This is a genomic window from Streptomyces sp. NPDC087215 (assembly GCF_044744885.1).
GTDB lineage: Bacteria > Actinomycetota > Actinomycetes > Streptomycetales > Streptomycetaceae > Streptomyces.
This window is the reverse complement of record NZ_JBIUZD010000007.1, coordinates 73,145-96,027: the sequence shown is the minus strand read 5'-3', so window position 1 is coordinate 96,027 and position 22,883 is coordinate 73,145. Positions and strand designations below refer to the sequence as shown.

General features: G+C 74.5%; 17 protein-coding genes. 4 read left to right on the top strand and 13 right to left on the bottom strand.

The window, feature by feature from the left end:
* Positions 1-434: 434 nt before the first annotated feature.
* Complete coding sequence (locus tag ACIO92_RS19975; RefSeq protein ID WP_402282705.1) at positions 435-2,366, bottom strand: IucA/IucC family protein; 1,932 nt, start codon at positions 2,364-2,366, stop codon at positions 435-437.
* 461 nt (positions 2,367-2,827) lie between these two features.
* On the bottom strand, positions 2,828-4,186 hold the full coding sequence (locus tag ACIO92_RS19970; RefSeq protein ID WP_366444282.1) for a diaminobutyrate--2-oxoglutarate transaminase family protein: 1,359 nt from the start codon (positions 4,184-4,186) through the stop codon (positions 2,828-2,830).
* 714 nt (positions 4,187-4,900) lie between these two features.
* On the opposite strand from ACIO92_RS19970, the gene ACIO92_RS19965 reads away from it, so the two are divergent.
* Positions 4,901-6,073 carry a trypsin-like serine peptidase gene (locus ACIO92_RS19965; RefSeq protein WP_401241212.1) on the top strand — a complete coding sequence of 391 codons (1,173 nt, stop codon included), beginning with the start codon at positions 4,901-4,903 and terminating at the stop codon, positions 6,071-6,073.
* Positions 6,074-6,337: 264 nt separating this feature from the next.
* Entirely contained in the window at positions 6,338-7,501 is a 1,164-nt protein-coding gene (locus tag ACIO92_RS19960; RefSeq protein WP_402282647.1) for a trypsin-like serine peptidase, read from the top strand.
* Between the two features lie 321 nt (positions 7,502-7,822).
* Here ACIO92_RS19960 and hflX read toward each other — a convergent pair whose 3' ends face one another.
* The 6 genes from hflX to miaA form a co-directional block, all read right to left on the bottom strand.
* Complete coding sequence (gene hflX, locus ACIO92_RS19955) at positions 7,823-9,316, bottom strand: GTPase HflX (protein WP_366444232.1); 1,494 nt, start codon at positions 9,314-9,316, stop codon at positions 7,823-7,825.
* A 122-nt stretch (positions 9,317-9,438) separates the two neighbouring features.
* Positions 9,439-10,929: a M1 family metallopeptidase gene (locus ACIO92_RS19950; RefSeq protein WP_402282649.1), complete on the bottom strand. Its 1,491-nt coding sequence runs from the start codon at positions 10,927-10,929 to the stop codon at positions 9,439-9,441.
* Between the two features lie 315 nt (positions 10,930-11,244).
* Positions 11,245-13,602 (bottom strand): RelA/SpoT family protein, encoded by a 2,358-nt coding sequence (locus tag ACIO92_RS19945; protein WP_402282651.1) that lies wholly within the window; start codon positions 13,600-13,602, stop codon positions 11,245-11,247.
* Positions 13,603-13,800: 198 nt separating this feature from the next.
* Positions 13,801-14,670: a diaminopimelate epimerase gene (gene dapF, locus ACIO92_RS19940; RefSeq protein WP_366444229.1), complete on the bottom strand. Its 870-nt coding sequence runs from the start codon at positions 14,668-14,670 to the stop codon at positions 13,801-13,803.
* A gap of 210 nt (positions 14,671-14,880) precedes the next feature.
* Entirely contained in the window at positions 14,881-15,399 is a 519-nt protein-coding gene (locus ACIO92_RS19935) for a hypothetical protein (RefSeq protein ID WP_366444228.1), read from the bottom strand.
* Between the two features lie 108 nt (positions 15,400-15,507).
* A complete protein-coding gene (miaA, locus tag ACIO92_RS19930) occupies positions 15,508-16,446 on the bottom strand; it encodes a tRNA (adenosine(37)-N6)-dimethylallyltransferase MiaA (RefSeq protein ID WP_366444227.1) in 939 nt (312 codons plus the stop codon).
* 179 nt (positions 16,447-16,625) lie between these two features.
* Between miaA and ACIO92_RS19925 the strand changes: the two genes are divergently transcribed.
* Both ACIO92_RS19925 and ACIO92_RS19920 read left to right on the top strand, forming a co-directional pair.
* Positions 16,626-16,829 carry a hypothetical protein gene (locus tag ACIO92_RS19925; RefSeq protein WP_366444226.1) on the top strand — a complete coding sequence of 68 codons (204 nt, stop codon included), beginning with the start codon at positions 16,626-16,628 and terminating at the stop codon, positions 16,827-16,829.
* Positions 16,830-16,891: 62 nt separating this feature from the next.
* Positions 16,892-17,149 carry an antitoxin gene (locus ACIO92_RS19920; RefSeq protein WP_351791018.1) on the top strand — a complete coding sequence of 86 codons (258 nt, stop codon included), beginning with the start codon at positions 16,892-16,894 and terminating at the stop codon, positions 17,147-17,149.
* 79 nt (positions 17,150-17,228) lie between these two features.
* Here the strand turns inward: ACIO92_RS19920 and ACIO92_RS19915 are convergent, their stop codons facing one another.
* From ACIO92_RS19915 to ACIO92_RS19895, 5 genes are all read right to left on the bottom strand, one after another.
* Complete coding sequence (locus tag ACIO92_RS19915) at positions 17,229-17,969, bottom strand: class III extradiol dioxygenase subunit B-like domain-containing protein (RefSeq protein WP_402282654.1); 741 nt, start codon at positions 17,967-17,969, stop codon at positions 17,229-17,231.
* A gap of 588 nt (positions 17,970-18,557) precedes the next feature.
* On the bottom strand, positions 18,558-20,078 hold the full coding sequence (miaB, locus tag ACIO92_RS19910; RefSeq protein ID WP_366444224.1) for a tRNA (N6-isopentenyl adenosine(37)-C2)-methylthiotransferase MiaB: 1,521 nt from the start codon (positions 20,076-20,078) through the stop codon (positions 18,558-18,560).
* Positions 20,079-20,081: 3 nt separating this feature from the next.
* Positions 20,082-20,759: an HAD family hydrolase gene (locus tag ACIO92_RS19905; protein WP_401241290.1), complete on the bottom strand. Its 678-nt coding sequence runs from the start codon at positions 20,757-20,759 to the stop codon at positions 20,082-20,084.
* A 53-nt stretch (positions 20,760-20,812) separates the two neighbouring features.
* Entirely contained in the window at positions 20,813-21,916 is a 1,104-nt protein-coding gene (locus ACIO92_RS19900; protein WP_366444222.1) for an ABC transporter ATP-binding protein, read from the bottom strand.
* A 1-nt stretch (position 21,917) separates the two neighbouring features.
* On the bottom strand, positions 21,918-22,724 hold the full coding sequence (locus ACIO92_RS19895) for an ABC transporter permease subunit (RefSeq protein ID WP_366444281.1): 807 nt from the start codon (positions 22,722-22,724) through the stop codon (positions 21,918-21,920).
* Positions 22,725-22,883: the final 159 nt, after the last annotated feature.

Here is a 22,883-nt window from a genome sequence, read left to right as displayed (position 1 = left end):
CCGGGGGACCGGGCCGGGCGGGGATGGGGTGGTCAGGGTGGGCGGGGCGGCTCGTGGGGCGGAGTGGGTGGTGACCGGGCGGGTCGGCGTACGGGTGGGGCGGATCGGATCGGGCGGTGACCGGTCGGGGAACGGGCCCGGCCGGGGCGGGCGGCTCGGCCAGGGCGGTCGTACGGGTCGGGCGTCCGGTCGGCCGGATCGGGTGTGGTGGGGCCGGTCGGGGGAGGGAACGGGCCGGGGTGGGCGGCAGCGGCTCGGTCGGAGTGGGGCGGGTCTGTCAGGGGGTCGGGGTGGGGCGGTGAGGAGGGTGTGGGCGGGGCGAGGGGGCTCCGTACCGACTTGGTGGATCGGTCGTCGCGTCTGCCCGGTGGACCGGACGTCCGGTGGCCGGGGGCGTCCGGCCCCGGGAGCGGGTGCCGAGGCCCCGGGCGGGGTCAGGTGCGGAGGGGGTTGGTGACGGTGACGTACACGGACTGGGTGTCGACCGGGCCGACGAGTTCGTCCAGACCGTGGAGGCGGGTGAGGAGGTTGGCCTTGGTGCGCAGGGTCGGGGCGTCCAGGAGCAGGCGCGGCAGCGGTGAGCCGAGGCCGTCCGCGGCGGTGAGGAAGCTGCGGAAGGCCGCGAGCAGGACCCGCTCGTCGGCGAGGCGCTGGGAGCCGAACGCGCCGATCAGGCCGAGGACGTTGTTGATGCCGAGGTAGTAGGCGAAGCGTTCGTCGGTGACCCGGTCGGAGACGAACGTGTCGCTTCCGTCCCCGATGCCGGGGAGGCGGGATTCCAGCTCGCCGCGGCGGGACTCGCGGAAGTAGTAGCCCTGGTTGTCGCGGTAGCGGCCGCCGACCGGCCAGCCGTCGCGGTCCAGCAGGACCAGGGTGTTCTGCTGGTGGGCCTCCAGGGCGATGCCCGCGTGTCCGTCGAGCCAGAGCACGGGCCGGATCACCTGGTCGAGGTAGCGAAGGAACCATTCGGCTGAGACGGCGGCGGCGGGGCGGCCGGTACGGACGGCGAGCCCGTCGACGACATCGGTGAGCCGGGAGCGCAGGACGGCGGATCCGGGCCAGGGGCGGGGCGAGGTGAGGGCGGCGACGCAGACGGCGTCGTCGTCGGGTCCGAAGGGGTTGTGCCTGATCATCACGTCGAGCCCGGGGACGGGGACGCCGTCGGGGGTGTCGACGCCGAGCCAGGCGGGGTCGCGGACGATGTCGAAGCCGGGGTGGGCGGCCTGCCACTCGTCGACGAGCCCGGTGCGGAGCAGCCGGTGGACCTCCACACCCCGGTGAAGTTCCTTGCGGAGGTTCTCGCGGCGGGAGTTGGTGATGCGCAGGCCCAGGGAGAGCTTGAGCATGGCGCGTGCGCCGGGCCGGTGCACGGTGCGGACGGAGGAGGTGGGGTGCCAGGGGCTGCCGTACGGGCCGAGGTCCCGGAGGAGGCCGGCGTCGAGGAGCGCGCGGACCTCGGGGCGGTGCCGGAGCTCGCGGGCCTGCCAGGGGTGTACGGGCAGGGGCACGGTCCCGGCGGGCAGGGCGAGCCCTTCGGCGAGGCCGCCCGCGAGCTGTTCGGCGGTGACGGGGCGGCCCTGTTCGGTCCATGCCGAGTCGGCGGCCAGCACCGAGCGGGCGACGGCGAACCAGTGGAGCGGGAAGGAGCCGTGGAGTTCGGGCGAGTAGAGCCGGGACTCGGCCTCGGAGAGTCCTTCGCGGCTCTTGGGGGTGGGGTGGAGCGGGTGTCCGAGGACGAGGGACTGCTCGGCGGCGAGGAACGGATCGGCGGCCGGGTGCGACTGGGGGCCCCGGCGGTGCTCGGCCAGGAACTCGGCGGTGCGGCGGGTGGAGTCGGCGACCCGGCCCACGAGTTCGGTGCCTTCGGGTCGGCCGCTCTCCCGGCCGATCAGGGCGGCGACGGTCACGGCGTCGACGGGGGGCGCGGTGGCGGGGAGTCCTTCGAGGGCGGGGGCGCCGAAGCGGTGCCAGCCGGTGGGCGACCAGTGGAGGACCGGGACGAGGAGGGCGGTGCCACTGGCTTCGAGGGGGATGCGCAGGGTGGTGGAGCCGGGGGCGGACCGGCCGGTCTCCCTGACCCAGCAGCGGAGCAGGTTCTCGACGGCGGCGGCGTCGGCGGCGCGGGCCGGGTCGGGGTCGTCCAGGGGGTCGGCGGTGGCCGGGCGGTGCGACCGGAGGTCCCCCGGCCCGAGGTGCTGGCGCGGCACGGTGGGCTCGTCGGCGCTTTCGGGGCCGTGCGCGGAGGAGTGGGGCGCGGGGGCGGCCGGTCCGGGGGCGAGGGGGCCGTGGCCCGCCGTTCCATGGCCGGTCGGTCCGTGGCCGGTCGGGCCGGTCCCCGCCGGTCCGTGACCGGTCGGTCCATGGATGGAGGCCCCGCGGGTGGCGGACCCGTATCCGGTCGGTCCATGGGCGGTCGGTCCATGCGTGGTCGGGCCATGGGCGGTGGACCCGTACCCGGTCGATCCGTGGGTGGCAGGTCCATGCCCGGTGGACCCGTATCCGGTCGGGCCGTGCGCGGTCGGGCCGTGTCCGACGGGGCCGTGCGTGGTCGGGCCGTGCGCGGCGAGTACGGCGGCGGGCGGGCCGTGTACGGAGGCGGTGGTGGCGCTCGGGACGGGCGCGGTGGTCCTGGCCGCCGGTCCGGCGGAGGCGGCGGGCGGTCCGGTGACGGTGGCGAAGGCGTCGGGTCCGGTGGAGCCGGTGACGGCTTCGGGTGTGGCCGTGTCGGGTGCGGGGGTGCCCGGTGCCGTGGTGGGTGCGGGCGCCGGGGAGGTGGGGGTGGCGTTCACGGGGGCTTCCTTGGGGTGGGGCCGGGGGCGGTCCGGGTTCAGTGGGACGGCCCGGTGGCGGTCCGGGGGGCCGGGGCCCGTCGGGGGGCGGCCGGGTGGGGGGTGTGGGCCCGCTCGGCCGCGGCGAGGGCGTCGGCGAAGCGGTCGAGGACGGCGGTGGCCTGCTCGTCGGTGAGGGTGAGCGGGGGCAGCAGCCGGACCACCGCGGAGTGGCGCCCGCCGAGTTCGACGATGAGTCCCCGGGCGAGGCATTCCCGCTGGACGGCGCGGGCCAGGGCGGGGGCGGCGGGCGGGACGGTGTCGTGCGGCCCGGTCGCTCCGGGGTCGACGAGTTCGACGCCGATCATCAGGCCCCGGCCCCGGACGTCGCCCACGCAGGGGTGGGCCGCGGCCAGCTCTCCGAGCCGTTCGAGCATATGGGCGCCGAGGGTGCCGGCCCGTTCGGCGAGTCCGTTCTCGCGGACGTACGCGAGGGTGGCCGCGCCCGCCGCCATGGCGAGCTGGTTGCCGCGGAAGGTTCCCGCGTGGGCGCCCGGCTCCCAGACGTCGAGCCCGGAGCGGTACACGATGACGGCGAGGGGCAGGGAGCCGCCGATGGCCTTGGAGAGGACCATCACGTCGGGGACGATCCCGCTGTGCTCGACGGCCCAGAAGGCGCCGGTGCGGCCGACGCCGGTCTGCACCTCGTCGACGACGAGCGGGACGGAGCGGTCGGCGGTGATCCGGCGCATGGCGCGCATCCAGTCGTCGGGGGCGGGGATGACCCCGCCCTCGCCCTGGACGGCCTCGACGATCATTCCGGCGGGGGCGGTGACCCCGCTCTTGGGGTCGTCGAGGAGGCTCTCGGTCCACCGGGCGGCCAGCCGGGCGCCCTCGGCGCCGCCGACACCGAAGGGGCAGCGGTAGTCCTGGGGGTACGGCAGCCGGGTCACGCGGACGTCGGCGGCTCCGCCGGAGGCGTCGAGGGCACCGGACGTCATGCCGTGGTAGGCGCCGGTGAAGGCGAGGAGGCCGGTGCGGCCGGTGGCCGTACGGACGAGGGTGAGCGCCGCTTCGACGGCGTCCGTACCGGCGGGGCCGCAGAACTGGATGCGGGCGTCGTCGGCGAGGCCGCCCGGCAGGGTGGCGAACAGTTCGGTGGTGAAGGCGTCCTTGACGGGGGTGGCGAGGTCGAGGACGTGCAGGGGGGCGCCGGAGTCCAGGACCTTCCTGACGGCTTCGAGGACGACGGGGTGGTTGTGGCCGAGGGCCAGCGTTCCGGCGCCGGAGAGGCAGTCGAGGTAGCGGCGGCCGTCGGCGCCCTCGATGGTCAGGCCCCGGGCCCGGACGGGGACGATCGGCAGGGAGCGGGCGTACGTGCGGGCGGCGGACTCGCGCAGGGACTGGCGGCGCAGGATGCCCTCGTAACCGCCGCCGCCCCGCTCCTGGGCCGCGGGGCGCGACCGTCCTGGCTCGGACCGTTCAGGCTCGGACCGTTCAGGCTGCGGCTGTTCGTGTTCCGGCCGCCCCGGCTCGGACTGATCCGGTTCCGGCTCTCCTGCCCGGGGCTGTCCTGGCTGGGACTGTCCCGGTTCCGGTAGTCCCAGTTCCGGTAGTCCCGGTTCCGGCTGTCTGTGGGCCGGAGAGGTTCGGGGGGGCGTCCGTCCCGTCGGCGGGGCCGGGCTCCGGCCCTCCCCCGCGCGTTCCGCCTCGTCGTGCGCGCCGGTGTCCGGGTCTCCCGGTGTCCGGCTCTGCGCCCGCGCGGCCGGTGGGACGGCCGGAGCTGATTCGGTCACGGCCACGGCTCGGTGTCCTCCCGCTGTAACGGTTGCGTTGCACATCGGGGCATCGTGGGACCGCCTCAAGGGCCGTCCGGGGCGCCGCCGTTGTGTCCCCCGTACGTACCAACGACGCGGGATGCCGGGGATCACGGGCCCGGTGGAAGGAACTTGGCGTGTCCCGGATCACGGCACGGCAACGGCCGAAGGGTTCCCGGAACCGGTCGCCCGGCGCGTACCGTCCCCTCCGGCACCGGCATAGTGGGGCCTTCGGCCACCGTCCGTACGGAAGTGGCCACGGCTCGCCCGTGCGCGAGAAGACATCGGTAGACGTAGTTCCAGGGGGATCACGAGATGCGATCGATTCGTCCACTGCTGACGGCGGCTTCCGCCGTCGCGGCGCTGACGCTGACCGTCACTGCCTGCGGCCCGAGCGAGGAGAACGCGGGGGACAAGCCCAGCGCGTCCACGCCCCGGATTCCCGAGAGGATCAAGATTCCGGAGGACCTGAAACAGCGCCTGAAGGACCACGGGATCGACATCGACAAGTGGCGCGGCGGCGAGTGGAGGAACTGGGACCGCGACAAGTGGCTGCGCGAGGCCAAGGACTTCGTCAACCCGATCATCGAGGACCTCTGGGACCCGGACCGGATGCGGGAGGCCGAGCGCCCCGACAAGCCGGTCGAGGAGGAGGACATCTCCGGTGACGAGGGCGTGACCGACCCGACACCGGACCCGGTGCGGGCGAAGGGCGTCCCGGCGAAGTACCACGCCAGCGCCCCGGCGTCCGGGAAGGTCTTCTTCGACGGTCCCGAGGGCTCGATGGTCTGCTCGGCCACGGTCGTGAAGGACCCGGCGCACCCCGGCAGGTCCAACATGGTGTGGACGGCCGGCCACTGTGTCCACAAGGGCAAGAAGGGCGGCTGGTACCGCAACATCGCCTTCGTCCCCTCGTACAACGACGCGGCGCTGCCGACCTCGGACCTGGAGAAGGCCACGCGGGAGCAGATCGCTCCGTACGGGGTGTGGTGGGCGGACTGGGTCAAGACCTCGGACCAGTGGATCGCCCAGGGCGCCTCGACCGGTGGCGCGGGCGCCCCGTACGACTTCGCGGTGATCCGGGTGACCCCGGAGAAGGGCACCTCGGGCAAGTCCCTTGAGGAGACGGTGGGTTCGGCGCTCCCGGTGGAGTTCAACGCTCCGGCCGTGCCGAAGGTCGCGCGCCTGACGGCGACGGGTTACCCGGCGGCGGCGCCGTTCGACGGCCAGAAGATGTTCCAGTGCGCGGACAGGCCGGGCCGGCTGTCCCTGAAGGCGGACCAGCCGACGATGTACCGGATCGGCTGCACGATGACCGGTGGTTCGTCGGGGGGCGGCTGGGTCGCCCAGGGGCGTGACGGCAAGCCCGCGCTGGTGTCGAACACCTCGATCGGCCCGTCGACGGCGGGCTGGCTCGCGGGGCCGCGGTTCGGCCCCGAGGCCAAGGCCGTCTTCTCCGAGGTCAGCACGAAGTACGCGAGCCGCTAGGCCGTCCCTTCCCGGCCTCTCGCCGGACGGGGAGGCGGGGTCCCGGTGCTCCCGGGGTCCCGCCTCCTCCGCGCCCGGACCACGGACGCCCGGTGCGGGCCTCCCGCGGCCACCGCCGTACGGGTGAGGGCCCGGCCCGTGTCCGCGCCGGTTCCGACCGGCATACTGTGCACCGCAAGTGACGCGTCCATGACCACGTCAAGGCGAGAACACGCCGATGTGACCGTTCCCGGACGCGGAATCATCACAGGGGGAAGACACCACATGCGTTCCGCAAGACTCCTGCCCGCCGTCCTGGGCCTGGTCACCGCGCTGGCGCTGACCGCCACGGCCTGCGGGCCCACCGAGGCCCCGGCCTCCGACAAGCCCTCGGCCGGGGCCAGCAGTTCCGCGCCCGCCGCAGACAGCGGCTCCGGCCTCACCGCGGACCTCGCGGACAAGCTAAAGAAGCACGGCGTCGACCTGGACGAGTGGCGGGGCGGCGCGTGGAAGGACTGGGACAGGGGCACCTGGCTGCGTGAGGCCGAGGACTTCGTCAACCCGGTCATCGAGGGGCTCTGGGACCCGGCCAGGATGCGGTCGGCGAAGAACCCGGACCAGACGATCACCGCGCAGGCGGGGGGCGGCGGCACCGACCCCACGCCGTCGCCGGTGCGGGCGCAGCGCGAAAAGACCCCGTACCACCGCAACGCGGCCCCGGTCGGCAAGATCTTCTTCGACTCTCCGCAGGGCCACATGGTCTGCTCCGGCACGATCGTGAAGGACCCGCGCAGGCCCGGGAAGTCCAACCTGGTCTGGACGGCGGGCCACTGCGTCCACGCGGGCAAGAAGGGCGGCTGGTACCGCAACATCACCTTCGTCCCCGCCTTCAACGACCTGGGCAAGTCCCCGGCCGCGCTGAACGACGCGCAGCCGCACGAGGTCCACCCCTACGGCCAGTACTGGGCCGACTGGGCCGTGGCCTCGGGCGAGTGGCTCAAGTCCGGTGGCACCGGCCAGTCCTGGCCGTACGACTACGCCGTCCTGCACGTGAAGCCCCAGCGGGGCTCCAAGTCCCTGGAGGAGACCGTCGGCGCGGCGCTGCCGGTCGACTTCTCGGCGCCCGCGCCCGCGCGGACGGGGACGGTGGGGGCCTGGGGCTATCCGGCGGCGCCGCCGTACAACGGCATGATCATGCACAAGTGCCTCGGTCCGGCGAGCAGGCTCACGACCGCCCCGGCCACGCCGGTGATGTACCGGATCGGCTGCACCATGACCGGCGGCTCCTCCGGCGGCGGCTGGTTCCGCGTGCTGCCGAACGGGAAGACGGCCCTGGTGTCGAACACCTCGATCGGCCCGGCGGGCGGCAACGGCTGGCTGGCGGGACCGCAGCTCGGACGGGGCGCCAAGGCGGCCCACGACATGGTCAGCAAGAAGTTCGCCCGCTGAGGCGGTGAGGCCGGAGGGCCGGTGAGGCCGGAGGGCCGGTGAGGCCGGAGGGACCTCTGCCGGCCCCGGGGGCGGTGAGGCCCTGCGGGCCCGGGGGCGGTGAACCTGCGCGGCCGGTGCATTCGCTCGGGATCAGTGAGCTCGCCGAGGCCCACGCCCGGCTTTCATGACACCCGGTTTTCATGACTCCCGGTTCCATGGCACCCGGCTTTCATGACTTCCCGCTTCCACGGCTCCGGGCTTCCTTGACGAAAGGGCGCCGCCCGCCTCCCCTGACGGGGTGGCGGGCGGCGCCCTTCGCGTACGGCGTGGACCGTCCGCTCAGTGCGCGGCCGGGACGTACGGCGTGAGCAGCGCGCCCAGTTCCTCGTGCACCCGGACCTTGAGCAGGGTGCCCTCCGGGGTGTGCTCCTCGGACTCGACCTCGCCCTCGGCGTGCGCCCGGGAGACCAGACCGCCCTGCGTGTACGGCACGAGGACCTCCAGCTCGACCTGCGGGCGCGGCAGTTCGGCGTCGATCAGCGCGAGCAGCTCGGGGATTCCCGCGCCCGAACGGGCCGAGACCACGATCGAGTGCTTCTCCATCCGCCGGAGGCGCTGGATGACCAGCGGGTCGGCCGCGTCCGCCTTGTTGATGACGACGATCTCCGGCACGTTCACCGCGCCGACTTCGCGGAACACCTCGCGGACGGCGGCCAGTTGCTCCTCCGGGGCGGGGTGCGAGCCGTCCACCACGTGCAGGATGAGGTCGGAGTCGCCGACCTCCTCCATGGTGGAGCGGAACGCCTCGACCAGGTGGTGCGGCAGGTGCCGGACGAAGCCGACCGTGTCGGCCAGGGTGTAGACCCGGCCGGTGGGCGTCTCGGCCCGGCGGACGGTCGGGTCGAGGGTGGCGAACAGCGCGTTCTCCACCAGGACGCCCGCGCCCGTGAGCCGGTTGAGCAGGGAGGACTTGCCCGCGTTGGTGTATCCGGCGATCGCGACCGACGGCACCTTGTTCCGGCGCCGCTCCTGCCGCTTGATGTCACGGCCGGTCTTCATCTCCGCGATCTCCCGGCGCATCTTCGCCATCTTCTCGCGGATGCGGCGCCGGTCGGTCTCGATCTTGGTCTCACCGGGGCCACGGGTGGCCATGCCGCCACCGCCGCCGCCACCCATCTGCCGGGAGAGCGACTGGCCCCAGCCGCGCAGCCTCGGCAGCATGTACTGCATCTGCGCGAGCGCGACCTGGGCCTTGCCCTCGCGGGACTTGGCGTGCTGGGCGAAGATGTCGAGGATCAGCGCGGTCCGGTCGACCACCTTGACCTTGACGACGTCTTCGAGGGCGATGAGCTGGCCGGGGCTGAGCTCACCGTCGCAGACCACGGTGTCGGCACCGGTCTCGACGACGATGTCCCGCAGCTCACGGGCCTTGCCGGAACCGATGAAGGTCGCCGGGTCCGGCTTGTCACGGCGCTGCATCACGCCGTCGAGCACGAGCGCGCCCGCCGTCTCGGCGAGGGCGGCGAGTTCGGCGAGGGAGTTCTCCGCGTCCTGGACGGTCCCGGAGGTCCAGACACCGACCAGCACGACGCGCTCCAGGCGCAGCTGGCGGTACTCGACCTCGGTGACGTCCTCGAGTTCGGTGGAGAGGCCCGCCACGCGGCGCAGAGCCGCCCGCTCGGAGCGGTCGAACTGGGCGCCGTCCCGCTCTCCGTCGATCTCGTGGCTCCAGGCGACGTCCTCTTCCATCAGGGCGTCGGCCCGAAGGCTCTCGGTACGGCTCGTCTGCGCGGAGCTCTGCTCGTCCTGGGAAGGGGAGGAAGAGGAGGTCATTTGATCCTTACGTCGAGAGAGCGATGGGTCTGATGTCGGCACAACGCTCGCGGGCACCGGAAGATTCCCGGTCCCGGCCGCGTCGCCGACCCGACGATGGTGACACGGCCCCGCCGGACGCGTCACCCGGGTTTCACGGTGCCCGGGTCGGTCCCGACGGGGTCGCTGCGCCAGTCCGGGTGGCCGGGCATGGCGGGGGTCTTCCGCTCGTAGAGCCAGCCGTGGAAGAAGGCGGTGAGGTCGCGTCCGGCGGTCTCACCCGCCAGGGCGACGAAGTCGGTGGTGGTGGCGGTGGAGTCCCGGTGTTCGGCGACCCAGCGGCGTTCCAGGCGGCGGAAGGCGTCGTCGCCGATCTCCTCGCGGAGCGCGTAGAGGGCGAGGGCGGCTCCGTCGTAGACCACGGGCCGGAAGAGGCTGATCTGGTGGGAGGGGGTGGGCAGCTCGGGCGCGGCGGGCGGGCCGCCGTCCGCCCGCCAGCCGTCGGAGGCGGCGTAGGCGGCCTTCATGCGGCGTTCCAGGGTCGGGCCCCCGTTCTCCTCGGCGTACACCGCCTCGTACCAGGTGGCGTGGCCCTCGTTGAGCCACAGGTCGGACCAGGTGCGGGGCGAGACGCTGTCGCCGAACCACTGGTGGGCCAGTTCGTGGACCAGGACCGAGTCGACGTACCAGCGCGGGTACCTCGGGTCGGCGAACAGGCGGCGTTCGAAGAGCGAGAGGGTCTGGGTCTCCAGCTCGAAGCCGGTGGAGGCGTCGGCGACGAGCACCCCGTACGTCTCGAAGGGGTACGGGCCGACCCGCCGCTCCATCCATTCCAGGTGTCCGGGGGTCCGGGCCAGCCAGGGCTCCATCAGCTCCCGGTCGACGGTGCGGACCACGTCCCGTACGGGCAGGCCGTTCGGGCCCTCGCGGTGGAGGACCGTGGAGTCGCCGATGGAGATCTGGGCGAGTTCGGTGGCCATGGGGTGGGTGACGCGGTAGGTCCAGGTGGTGGTGGCGCCGTGCCGGACGCGGCCGGTGGGCAGGCCGTTGGCGACGACGGTGAGCGCCCGGGGGGCGGTGACGCGGAAGGTGAAGTACGCCTTGTCCGCCGGGTGGTCGTTGGACGGGAAGACCCGGTGGGCGGCGTTGGCCTGGTTGGCCATGGCGAGCCCGTCGGTGGTGCGCACCCAGCCGCCCGCCGCGGCCGGGCCCCGGGGGTCGCTGGTGTGGGTGACGACGATGTGCACCCGCTCCCCCGCGTCGACCGGTACGGCCGGGGTGACGACGAGGTCCTCGTCGGCGGTGGCGTACGCGGCGGGCAGTCCGTCGACGCTGACGGCGGAGACCGTGCCGTGGGTGAAGTCGAGGTTGATCCGCTCCAGGTCGGCGGTGACGAGGGCGTCGATCCGGGTGACCGCCGCCAGGGGCTCGGTGTTGACGCCGGTGTAGGTGAGGTCGAGGTCGTAGGTGAGGACGTCGTAGCCGGGGTTCCCCAGCTCCGGGAAGAGCGGGTCACCGATGCCGAGGGGTTGCGGGGCGGGCAGTGCGGCGGCGACGAGCCCGGCCGAGGCGGCGACCAGGACGGCGGAGCGGAGCCACCGCGCGCGGGACAGGGGGGTGCGGAGGAGCGGCATGGGCCGGGCCTTTCCTGAGGACTGGCCCTACGGCTACCAGGACGCTCCCCCCGACCCCGGCCGACGCGCCCGCCCGCCACTCGAAGGGGTTCACGGGGACGGGACGGCCGGGCCGCCTGCCCGGCCGGGGTCGGGGGGGGACCGTGCTCCCCCGACCCGGACGCCCGGGAGGCTCGCGGGTCCGGCCGTCCGGGGCTGCCGCAGGGCCGGAGTGTCCGGGATGTCGACCGAGCACGGCCGAGGGAGGCCGGGTCCGGGTCCGGCTCCGGCCGGTCCGGCTCGGGGCCGGTTTCGCGTTCGGTCGAGCCGGGACCGTCAGGCGCGGCGCGGGGACGGGCGGTGGCGGGCTCGGGTCACGTCGTACACGCCGGGCACGTCCCGCATGGCCCGCATGAGGGCGGAGAGGCGGGCCACGTCGGGCAGGTGGAGGGTGTACGTGTGCCGGACGCGCTGCTCGCTCGGCGGTTCGACGGTCGCGGCGACGACGGCCGCCCCGGCGACGGCGATGGCCTCGGTGAGATCGGCCAGGAGACCGGGGCGCCCGAAGGACTCGGCGACCAGGGTGACCCTGCCGTGGGCGGTGTCGCCCCAGCGGACCGCGACCGGCTCGCGGCCGAGACCGCGCATGGTGTCGACGGCGGCGCAGCCCGAGCGGTGGACGGTGACCGATCCGCCGCGCACCCGGAAACCGGTGATCTTGTCGGGGGGTACGGGCGTGCAGCAGCCCGCCGGGCGGACGGCCGGGGCCGGTTCTCCCGCCAGGTCGGCGTGCAGCTCCGCGCCGGTACGCCGGTCGGCGGCGGGCCCCGCCGGGGGCCGGGGGCCGGTGCTGGCGGCGGGGGGCGGGGTGCTCTCGGGATGGTCCCGGAGCCAGCCCGTGATCGCGATCCGGGCGGCGGGGGTGCGGGCGTGGTCCAGCCACTCGGGCGAGGGGCCCGACCCGGCGTCCGGGTCGAGGAGCAGTTGGACGGTGTCCCCGGCGCCGAGGACGGTGCTCAGCGGGGCGAGGCGGCCGTTGACGCGGGCGCCGTGACAGGCGTGGGCGGCCTCGCCGTGCCGGGCGTAGGCGGCGTCGACGCAGCTGGCCCCGGCGGGCAGGCTGAGGGTGCCGGGGAGGCCGCCGCCCGTGTGGAAGACGGTGATCTCGTCGTCCTCGGCGAGGTCGGCACGGAGCGAGGACCAGAACGTGTCCGCGTCGGGGGCCGCCTGCTGCCAGTCCAGCAGGCGGGAGAGCCAGCCGGGACGGGTGGGGTCGACGCGCTCGTCCTCCGCCCCTGCGGCCGCGTCTCCCCCCGCGGACGCGTCCACCTCCACGGACGCGTCGGAAGGGGTGTCGGCGAAGGAAGCCATGGAAGGGGTGGAAGTGACGGGAGTGGTGGAAGTGACGGCTCCGGCGGGACCCGTGCGGCCCTCCGGGCCGGTGGGGGCCGCGAGCGGTTCCCGGAGGGCCGGGGCGGTGCCCGCCGGGGCCTCCGGGCCGGGCTGCGCGGCTGTGTCCTGCCCCGCGTACGGATTGCCGAGGGCGACGACGCCCGCCTCCGCGACCTTGTGCATCCGATGGGTGCGGATGAGGACTTCGGCGACCGCGCCGTCGGGAGCGGCGATCGCGGTGTGCAGCGACTGGTACAGGTTGAACTTGGGCGCGGCGATGAAGTCCTTGAACTCGGAGATCACCGGGGTGAAGCAGGTGTGCAGTTCACCGAGCACCCCGTAGCAGTCGGCGTCCTCCGTCACCAGGACCAGGAGCCGTCCGAAGTCGCAGCCGCGCAGTTCGCCGCGCTTGAGCCGGACCCGGTGGAGGGAGACGAAGTGTCGTGGGCGGACGTGGACCTCGGCGCCGATGCCCGCCTCGCGGAGCACCGACGCCACCTGTCCGGCGACGGCGTCGAGCGCGTCCCCCGAGCCGGGGGCGCCCGCGACGAGCGCGCGGGTGACCTCGTAGTCCTCGGGGTGGAGGATGGCGAAGACCAGGTCCTCCAGCTCCGACTTGAGCGCCTGGACGCCGAGCCGTTCGGCCAGCGGGATGAGGACGTCCCTCGTGACCTTGGCGATCCTGGCCTGTTTCTCGGGCCGCATCACCCCGAGGGTCCGCATGTTGTGCAGCCGGTCGGCGAGCTTGATCGACATCACGCGGACGTCGTCACCGGTGGCGACGAGCATCTTGCGGAAGGTCTCGGGCTCGGCGGCGGCCCCGTAGTCGATCTTCTCCACCTTGGTGACGCCGTCGACCAGATAGGCCACCTCGTCGCCGAACTCGCGGCGCACCTGATCGAGCGTCACCTCCGTGTCCTCGACGGTGTCGTGGAGCAGGGAGGCGGTCAAGGTCGTGGTCTCCGCGCCGAGTTCGGCGAGGATGAGGGTGACCGCCAGCGGATGGGTGATGTACGCCTCGCCGCTCTTGCGGAACTGGCCCCGGTGCGAGCGCTCGGCGAGCACGTACGCCCGCCGCAGCACCGTCAGATCGGCCTCGGGATGGTGGGCGCGGTGCGCCTCGGCGACATGGCTGATGGCGTCCGGCAGGCGGTCGCGGGGGGCGGGTCCCGCGGTGGCGCCGAGCAGGGCGGCGCGGCCGAGGCGGCGCAGATCGATCCTGGCGCGCCCGCGTCTGCGGGCGGTCGTCCCGGTGTCGGCGGGTTCCGCCGCGCTCACGGGGTTGGCGGCCTCTGCGCTCATGGGCACCTCCGGCGACGTCGACCGGCGGTGGGCGGGCCAGGCGTGCCCGGGGGGCCGGTGCTTGATGCTACCGACCCCACCACGCGGCACCGTCACGCTCTCGCCCAGCGTGAACCGGATCACCCATTCGAGCGACAAATCAGTCGTTGACGATTTCGATTCCGTCGGTCTCCGGCAGGGGCGCTCCGGTCCGGCGGCTCAGCCCAGCCACTCGGGGTCGACCGTGCCCTCGGCGACGATCACCGCGGGGCCCGTCATGTCGATCCGGCCGTCGGGGTGCTCGGTGATGACCAGGGTCCCGCCGAGCACGTCCACGGTGTACGTCACGGGGGTGCCGGTCCCGGCGGGGTCGGCACCGTCCCGGCGGGCGGCGGCGACGGCCACGGCGCACGCGCCGGTGCCGCAGGAGCGGGTCTCGGCGGCGCCGCGCTCATGGACGCGCATGGCGAGGTGCCGGGGGCCGAGGTCGGCGACGAACTCGATGTTCACCCCGTCCGGGTAGACCGTCGCGGGCTCGTAGGACGGCTCGGTGAAGAGGTCGCCCGCGTGGGCGAGGTCCTCGACGAAGGCGACGGCGTGCGGATTGCCCATGTTCACGTTCCGCGCGGACCAGTGGCGGCCGTCGACGGTGACGGTGACCCCGTCCCCGGGGAGGACCGCCCGGCCCATGGCGACGGTGACGGAACCGTCCTTGTCGAGGTGGACGCGCTTGACCCCGCCCCGGGTGGCGACGGCGACCTCACCGGCGGTGACGTGCCCGGCGTGCTCCAGGTACCGGGCGAAGACCCGGACCCCGTTGCCGCACATCTCGGCGACCGAGCCGTCCGCGTTGCGGTAGTCCATGAACCACTCGGCCTCGTCGGCCAGGTGCCGCGCCTCGGGGTGGGCGGCGCTGCGCACGACGTGCAGCAGTCCGTCGCCGCCGATCCCGGCCCGTCGGTCGCAGAGCCGTGCGACGAGGGCGGGCGGCAGGTCGACGGCGTTCTCCGCGTCGGGGACGATCACGAAGTCGTTCTCGGTGCCGTGGCCCTTGAGGAACGGGAGCGGTGAGGTCTGCGCGTTGGTCACGCGATCAACTGTACGGGGTGGCCCCGGGCGCCGCCCGGCCGTCCACGGGCCGGTCGTCGCGGGCCACCGGCCGTGACCGGAGGGCGGAGGAGAGCGTACGGGCGGGCGACCGGCGGCACGGGAACCGGCCGGAGCGGGCGACCGGCGTGGAAGTCGGCACCAGGGGGTCGACCGGGGTCGCGGGAGACGGTCCCGGGGCGGCCGGCCGGGTCAGCGGAGGCGGGCGACGCGCCAGACCGCGAGGGACACCAGGGCGGTGATCGTCACCGCGTACAGCAGGAGCGCCCGCCAGTTCGGGCGCTCGCCCGAACCGCGCCTGCGCAGACCCGGCCAGGTGTGGCCGACCCTGCGGGCGGCCATCACGCCCCAGCCCGCCGCGCAGGAACTGATGAGGAGTCCGAGCATCGCGACGACGGCGCCGCCGTCCCCCGAGCCGAAGGCGAGCGGGAAGGCGAACATCAGCGAGCCGAGGGCGGCGAGCGCCACGATGGGGGCGAGCTGCCAGATCCGCAGCCTGCGCTGGGGCCGCAGTTCGACCTCGACCTCGACGGCGTCCACCTCGACGGAGGTGCCCAGCACGTCGTCCGGGCCGTCCGGGGTCAGGCCCGAGGCGCCGACCGGAAGGTCCGGTCCCAGGTCCGCCGCGCCCATCGGGAGACCGGGGGCGTCACCCGCCGGGTCGCCGAGGGGCGCTCCGTGCTGTTCTCTGTCGCGAGGGCCGGCCTCCATCGCCACGCGCCCTCCCCACTCGGACTTCACTCGGTCGATCGTCGCTCGATGATGGCACGCTCCCGGCCGCCGAATTGACGGGCAGGGCGTCCCGATGCCATCACGTGATCAGGCTGTGACCGCTCGTTCGACCAACGACAGCGCCTGCCCCGGGAGTTCCCCCCGGTGCTCGACGGCCCCGCTGAGCCAGTGGACGCGCGGGTCGCGGCGGAACCAGGAGTCCTGGCGGCGGGCGAAACGCTTGGTGGCGCGCACGGTCTCGGCACGGGCCTCGTCCTCGGTGCGCTCCCCGGCCAGCGCGGTGAGGATCTGCTGGTAGCCGAGGGCGCGGGAGGCGGTGAGCCCCTCGCGCAGACCGCGCGCCTCCAGGGCGCGGACCTCGTCGACGAGCCCCGCCTCCCACATCCGGTCCACCCGGGTGGCGATCCGCTCGTCCAGTTCGGGACGGGCCACGTCGACGCCGATCTGCACGGTGTCGTAGACGGGGTCCGGGCCCGGCAGGTTCGCCGTGAAGGGCTTTCCGGTGATCTCGATCACTTCCAGGGCGCGGACGATGCGGCGTCCGTTGCCGGGCAGGATCGCGTGGGCCGCGGCGGGGTCCGCCTCGGCGAGCCGGGCGTGCAGGGCGCCGGAGCCGTACTCCTCCAGTTCGGCCTCCAGACGGGCCCGGACGGCGGGGTCGGTGCCGGGGAACTCCAGGGCGTCGACGGCCCCCCGTACGTACAGACCGGAACCGCCGACCAGGACGGGGACGCGTCCGGCGGCGAGCAGCCGGTCGATCTCGGCGCGGGCCAGCCGCTGGTACTCGGCGACGCTGGCCGCCTCGGTCACGTCCCAGATGTCGAGGAGGTGGTGGGGGACGCCGCCGCGTTCCTCCGGCGTCAGCTTGGCGGTGCCGATGTCCATCCCCCGGTAGAGCTGCATGGAGTCGGCGTTGACGACCTCTCCACCGAGCTGCTGGGCCAGGAACACACCCAGATCGGACTTTCCGGCCGCCGTGGGGCCGACGACGGCGATGACCCGCGGTGCGGGAGCTGCGCTTCTCACCTCCCCAGTCTCGCAAACCTCCGGGCCCGTCCCCGAACGAGCTACGTGACGGGGTCGTTCCGCGCTTCGTTGCCCGGTGCGGGGTTCCGGCCCCGTTCGCCACGGAACCCGTCCCGTCCGAGTACGCTATGGAGTGAGCAATGGGCGTTTTTTCAGCGTTTCGCCGCAGGACGAGCAAGGTGACCGAGACCGAGTCGGAGCAGGTCGCCGTCGTCCCGGCGGTCGAGGAGGAGACGCGGGGAGGGGCCGGGGCTCCGGCCGGATCCGGCAGCGGACCGGACGGCGCGGAAGGGACTCCCCCGACGGCGGCGACCGTCGACATCCCCAGGCAGCAGTCGGCGGCGGAAGCCGACGGCCGGACCGGTGAAGACGCCGGCGCATAGACGGAACACAGACGGCACACCGAAGGACGGGCCCCACGGGGTCCGCGGAGGGAAGGTTCCCCATGGGTCTCCTGGACTCGCTGAAGGCCAAGCTCGGCCCGGCGAAGGAAAAGGTCGCCGACCTCGCGCAGCAGCACGGGGACAAGATCGACCAGGGCCTCGACAAGGCCGCGAAGCTGGTCGACGAGAAGACCAAGGGCAAGTACAGCGACAAGATCCACACCGGTACGGACAAGGCCAAGGACGCGCTGGACCGGATCGGTCAGAAGGACGACGGCACGCCCGGGAACGGCGGTACGACCCCGCCGCCCGCCGCCTGACACCGGCGGCCCCTCCGTACGGCGGACGGCCGTGGAGCTTCGTGCTCCGCGGCCGTCCGCCGTCGTCGTTCCGGGGTGTTCAGGACCAGGCGGCCACGAAGTACCCGACGCCGTAGGGGGCGTCCTCGAAGAGCAGCCGCCCGTCGAGCCCCGCGCCCTCGGCGGCGCCCGCGAGGACCTGCCAGGGGGCGCGGCCCGCCGCCTTCAGCTCGTACGCCAGCTCCGGGTCGAGCGCCAGCAGGGCGGGCGCGTCGGCCGCGCCGAGCGCGCGGGCGGCCGTCGCGTCGAAGCCCTCGGCCCGCTCGTCGAGGTAGCCGGGGGCCTTCACCGTCCGGCAGGCGCTGCCGTCGCCCAGGACGAGCAGGGCGACCCGCGCGGCGGAGCCGGCCAGGCCCCGGCCCAGCCCGGCGCACACGTCCGGGGTCGCGGCCTCGTCGACGGCCAGGCCCTCGACCGGCGCGTCGGCCCACCCGGCCCGGTCGAGGAGCCAGGCGCCGACGGCGAGGGAGGCGGGCAGGGGCCGGGCACCGGCCGGTGCGGCGGGCCCGGCCTGATCGGCCGGTGTCCCGGGGGCTCCCAGCCGTACGGAGAGGTCGACGCCGAAACCGGCGAAGGAGCCCGTCGAACCGGCCGGGTGGACGCCCACCGCGCCCTCGCCCGCGGGCCCGACGACGTACAGCCGGTCCGGGCGGGCGGCGGCGAGCAGCCCGAGGACATCGGCGCAGGCCGTCCGCGCGGGGTCGAGCTCGGGGGCGGCACCGGCCGCGACCTCGGGCACGAGGAGCGGGGGGCAGGGGCAGACTGCGGCGGCGACAAGCATGATCGGCAGCCTAGTGGGCGGCCCCGCGCCGAACCCCGACCGGCGGCCCGGCCGCGCCGGGCGGTACTTCGGCGCGCCGGGCCGTAGGGCGTCCGGGCGGTGGTGCGGCGGCGGGGCGTGGTGCGGGGGCGTGGTGCGGGCCGCACGGTCCGCACCCGCCGGAGCCCGCCGTGCCCTGCGGCGGGTCAGCGGGGCTCTGGGGGAGGCGGGACGCGGGCCTGTGGGTGCCCCCGACGCCGTGGAAGCCGTGCGCGCCTGTCCCTCGTACGGGCCCCGGCCCCGGTGGGGGTGGTGCTCCCGGGCCGGTCGCGCGGGCGTCCCGGACGCTGGGAGGGGCCGGGCGGCCACCTCGCGGAGGCGGTCCCGGGACCGTGCGGGTCCGGGACCGCGGTCCCGGGCTCGTGCGGTCCGGTACCGCGCCGTGAGCCCGGCCCCGCGCTGCCAGCGGCCGTCACGCGGGCTGGCCGCTGGGGCTCGCGCGCCCGGTGGGGGTGCCGTGCTCCTCCGGGCGGCTCGGTTCCCGGTCCGGGCCGGGTGGGTCCCGCCCGGTGGGGAGGTGTCAGCGGGTCCCGCCCGGTGGGGACGGTGTCAGTGGGTTCCGCAGGCCGGGACGGCGGTGGCCGGGAGGGGGTCCGGGACGCCGATCTTCGGGAGGCCGAGCAGGACCCCCGCGGGCTTGGCCGCCGTCGTGTGGCGCTTCTCCCAGGCGTCGCCCGCGCGGGTGCGGCGGACCGCCTCGACCGGGCCCTCGGCGAGCAGGTGGTGCGGGGCCGCGTAGGTGATCGCGACGGTCACGACGTCGCCGGGGCGCACCCCCTCGTCCGGCTTGGTGAAGTGGACGAGCCGGTTGTCGGGGGCGCGGCCGGAGAGGCGGTCGGTGGCGCCGTCCTTGCGGCCCTCGCCCTCGGCGACCATGACGTCGAGGGTGCGGCCGACCTGCTTCTTGTTCTCCTCCCAGGAGATCTCCTCCTGGAGGGCGACGAGCCGCATGTAGCGCTCCTGGACGACCTCCTTGGGGATCTGGTGGTCCATCTCGGCGGCCGGGGTCCCGGGGCGCTTGGAGTACTGGAAGGTGAAGGCGTTCGCGAAGCGGGCCTCGCGGACGGTGTGCATGGTCTGCTCGAAGTCCTCCTCCGTCTCGCCGGGGAAGCCCACGATGATGTCGGTGGAGATGGCGGCGTGCGGGATGGCCGCGCGGACCTTCTCGATGATCCCGAGGAAGCGCTCCTGCCGGTACGAGCGGCGCATCGCGCGCAGGATCGTGTCCGAGCCGGACTGCAGCGGCATGTGCAGCTGCGGCATGACGCTCGGGGTCTCGGCCATCGCGGCGATCACGTCGTCGGTGAAGTCGCGGGGGTGCGGGGAGGTGAACCGGACCCGCTCCAGGCCCTCGATCCGGCCGCAGGCGCGCAGCAGCTTGGAGAAGGCCTCGCGGTCGCCGAGGTCGGAGCCGTACGCGTTGACGTTCTGGCCGAGCAGGGTGATCTCGGAGACGCCCTCGGCGACCAGCGCCTCGATCTCGGCGAGGATGTCGCCGGGACGACGGTCCTCCTCCTTGCCGCGCAGCGCGGGGACGATGCAGAACGTGCAGGTGTTGTTGCAGCCGACGGAGATCGAGACCCAGGCCGCGTACGCCGACTCGCGCCGGGTCGGGAGCGTGGAGGGGAACGCCTCCAGGGACTCGGCGATCTCGATCTGCGCCTCCTCCTGGACGCGGGCGCGCTCCAGGAGGACGGGGAGCTTGCCGATGTTGTGGGTGCCGAAGACCACGTCGACCCAGGGGGCCCTGCTGACGATGGTCTCGCGGTCCTTCTGCGCGAGGCAGCCGCCGACGGCGATCTGCATACCGGGGCGCGTGGTCTTCATGGGGGCGAGGCGGCCGAGGTTCCCGTACAGCTTGTTGTCGGCGTTCTCGCGGACCGCGCAGGTGTTGAAGACGACGACGTCGGCGTCGCCGTCGGCGCTCCGGGGGGCCCGGACGTACCCGGCCTCCTCCAGCAGACCGGAGAGCCGCTCGGAGTCGTGGACGTTCATCTGACACCCGTAGGTGCGGATCTCATAGGTCTTGGCTTCGCCCACGATGCTGCTCCGGTCGCTGCTGCTGGTCATGGCTCAAGGGTAGGCGGTCGCGGGAGACCCTCCGTCCGGCGGCTCCTCGGCCCCGGCCGCGCGGGACAGACAGGCGCGGAGCCGGTCCGGGTCGACGTCCTCCAGGGTGTCGGCGAAGGTGCGGCGGGGCGAGGCGGGGACGGGCAGCAGGGACGGGACGACGAGGACGGCGCAGCCCGCCGCGTCGGCGGAGGCCGTTCCGTCCGGGGAGTCCTCGACGGCGACGCAGGCTCCGGCCGGCAGACCGAGGCGGGCGGCGGCGGTCCGGTAGGGCTGGGGGTGCGGTTTGGTGTGCGGGGTGTCGTCGGCGGAGAGCGTGAAGGCGAACGGGACGTGCGCGAGGGAGCCCCCGACGACGCTGTCCACGACGCTCCGGGGGGAGGCGCTGACCAGGGCGTACGGGATGCCTTCGGCGTCCAGCCGGTCGAGCAGCCGCTGGGCGCCGGGGCGCAGCGGGGTGCCCGCGTCGACGCGGGCGAGGAACTCCCGGCCGAGGTCGGTGGCGACCCGGGCGGGGTCGGCGGTTCCGGTGACGCGGGCGAGGTGGGCGGCGGTGTCCTCGACGGCGCGGCCGACGACGTGGGGCGCGTCGGCGGTGGTGAGGCGGTGGCCGAGGCCCGCCGCGACCTCTTCGGTGACCTGCCACCAGAGGCCCTCGGTCTCGACGAGGGTGCCGTCCATGTCGAAGAGGACGGCGCCGAGCCGGGGGGCGGTGGCCGTGGTCCGGGGGGCGGTCACGCGGCGGTTCCGGGGAGGACGAGGACGGGCTGCGGGGCGAGGTCGAGCCGGGCGCGGGCGCCGACGGTGAGGCCGGTGGCGTCGCGGGAGGGCAGGTCTGCCTCGACCTCGGTGCCGGTGGGCAGGAGGAGGCGGACGCGGGTGACGGCGCCGAAGAAGGAGGTGCCGACGACGGTGGCGTCCCCGGCGGGGTCGGGGGTGGCGAGGACGTTCTCCGGGCGGACGAGCACATCGACGCCGGACCCGGTCCCGGTGCCGTGTTCCGGTGCGGTGCTCGGGTCCACGGGGACCGTGCGGCCCGCGACCTCGACGGTGTCCGGGCCGGTGCGGCGGCCGGGGAGCCGGTTCATGGTGCCGACGAACTCGGCGACGAAGGCGGTGGCGGGGCGCGCGTACAGCTCGGCGGGGGCGGCGCACTGCTCCAGGCGGCCCGCGTTCAGGACGGCGACCCGGTCGGCCATGGAGAGGGCCTCCTCCTGGTCGTGCGTGACGAAGACGGTGGTGATGCCGAGGGAGAGCTGAAGCCTGCGGATCTCCTCGCGGAGGCTGAGCCGTACCTTCGCGTCGAGCGCGGAGAGCGGTTCGTCGAGGAGCAGCACCCGGGGTTCGAGGGCGAGGGCACGGGCGAGGGCGACGCGCTGCTGCTGGCCGCCGGAGAGCTGGTGCGGGTAGCGGTCGCCGTGCTGGGGAAGTCCGACGAGGTCGAGGAGTTCGGCGGCGCGTTCGGCGCGGCGGGCGGCGGGGACCTTGCGGACGCGCGGGCCGAAGGCGACGTTGTCGCGGACGGTCAGGTGGGGGAAGAGGCTGTACGACTGGAAGACCATGCCCGCGTCGCGCCGGTCGGCGGGGACGTCGGTGATGTCGCGGCCGTCGACGAGGACGGCGCCGGAGTCGGGGTGTTCGAATCCGGCCACCATGCGCAGGGCGGTGGTCTTGCCGCAGCCCGAGGGGCCGAGGAGGGCGATGAGTTCGCCGGGTTCCACCGTGAGGTCGAGTCCGTCGAGGGCGACGGTGGGGCCGAAGGCGCGCCGCAGCGAGCGGAACTCCAGGCGGGCTCCGGTGGCGGGGGGCGCGGGGCGCTCCGCGGTGGCCGATGACATGTCAGGACTCCTTACGGGCGGGTGCGGCGGCGTGGGCCGTTCCGGCGCGGGAGAGCGCGAGGAGCAGCACCCAGGTGATGACGAGGCTGAGGAGGGAGACCGCGACGGACATCCGGGCGTGGGAGCCGGATATCGAGACGATCCAGACGGCGAAGGGCCGGAAGCCGAGCAGCGAGGCGATGGTGAACTCGCCGAGGACGAGGGCGAGGGTGAGGAAGGCGGCTCCGGCGAGGGAGGTGCGCAGGTTCGGCAGGATGACCCGGAAGACGGTGTACGGCCAGCTCGCCCCGCAGTTGCGGGAGGCCTCCACCAGGGTGGGCACGTCGACGGCGCGGAGTCCGGCGTCGAGGGAGCGGTGGACGAACGGCAGCGCGAGCACGGTGTACGCGAGGACGAGGACGACCGGGAAGGACTCGTCCTGCACGGCGAGGAAGGTGCGGTAGAAGGGGGTGCGGGAGAGGTGTTCCGGGCCCCAGCGCAGGACCGTGGTGATGCCGGTGACCAGGGCGATCGGCGGGACGACGAGGGGCAGGGTGCAGAGCACCTCGACGAGGGGGCGCAGCCGGGGCGGGCCGATGCGGACGGCGATGAGGGCGGGCACGGCGAGCAGCAGGGAGAGCGCGATGGTGGCGGCGGCGAGGCCGAGGGAGAGCAGCAGGCTCTCGGTGAAGCCGTCGGCGCCGATGAGCTGGGTGTAGGCGTCGAAGGAGACGCCCTGGCCGGGCACGTGCACGGTGAAGACGAAGGACGCGAGCAGCGGGAGCAGGAAGTACGCGCCCGCGAGCGCGAGGACGGCTCCGCGCCAGATCCGGGGCCGGGGGCGGCGGCGCGCGGCCGGGGCGGCGCGGGGGGCGGCCGGGCGCGGGTCCGCGGGGCCGGTGGGCGTACGCGGGTCCACGGGGCCGGAGGCCGTACGCGGACCCGCAGGACCGGAGGCCGTACGCGGCGCTGCGGAGCCGGGGTCCGT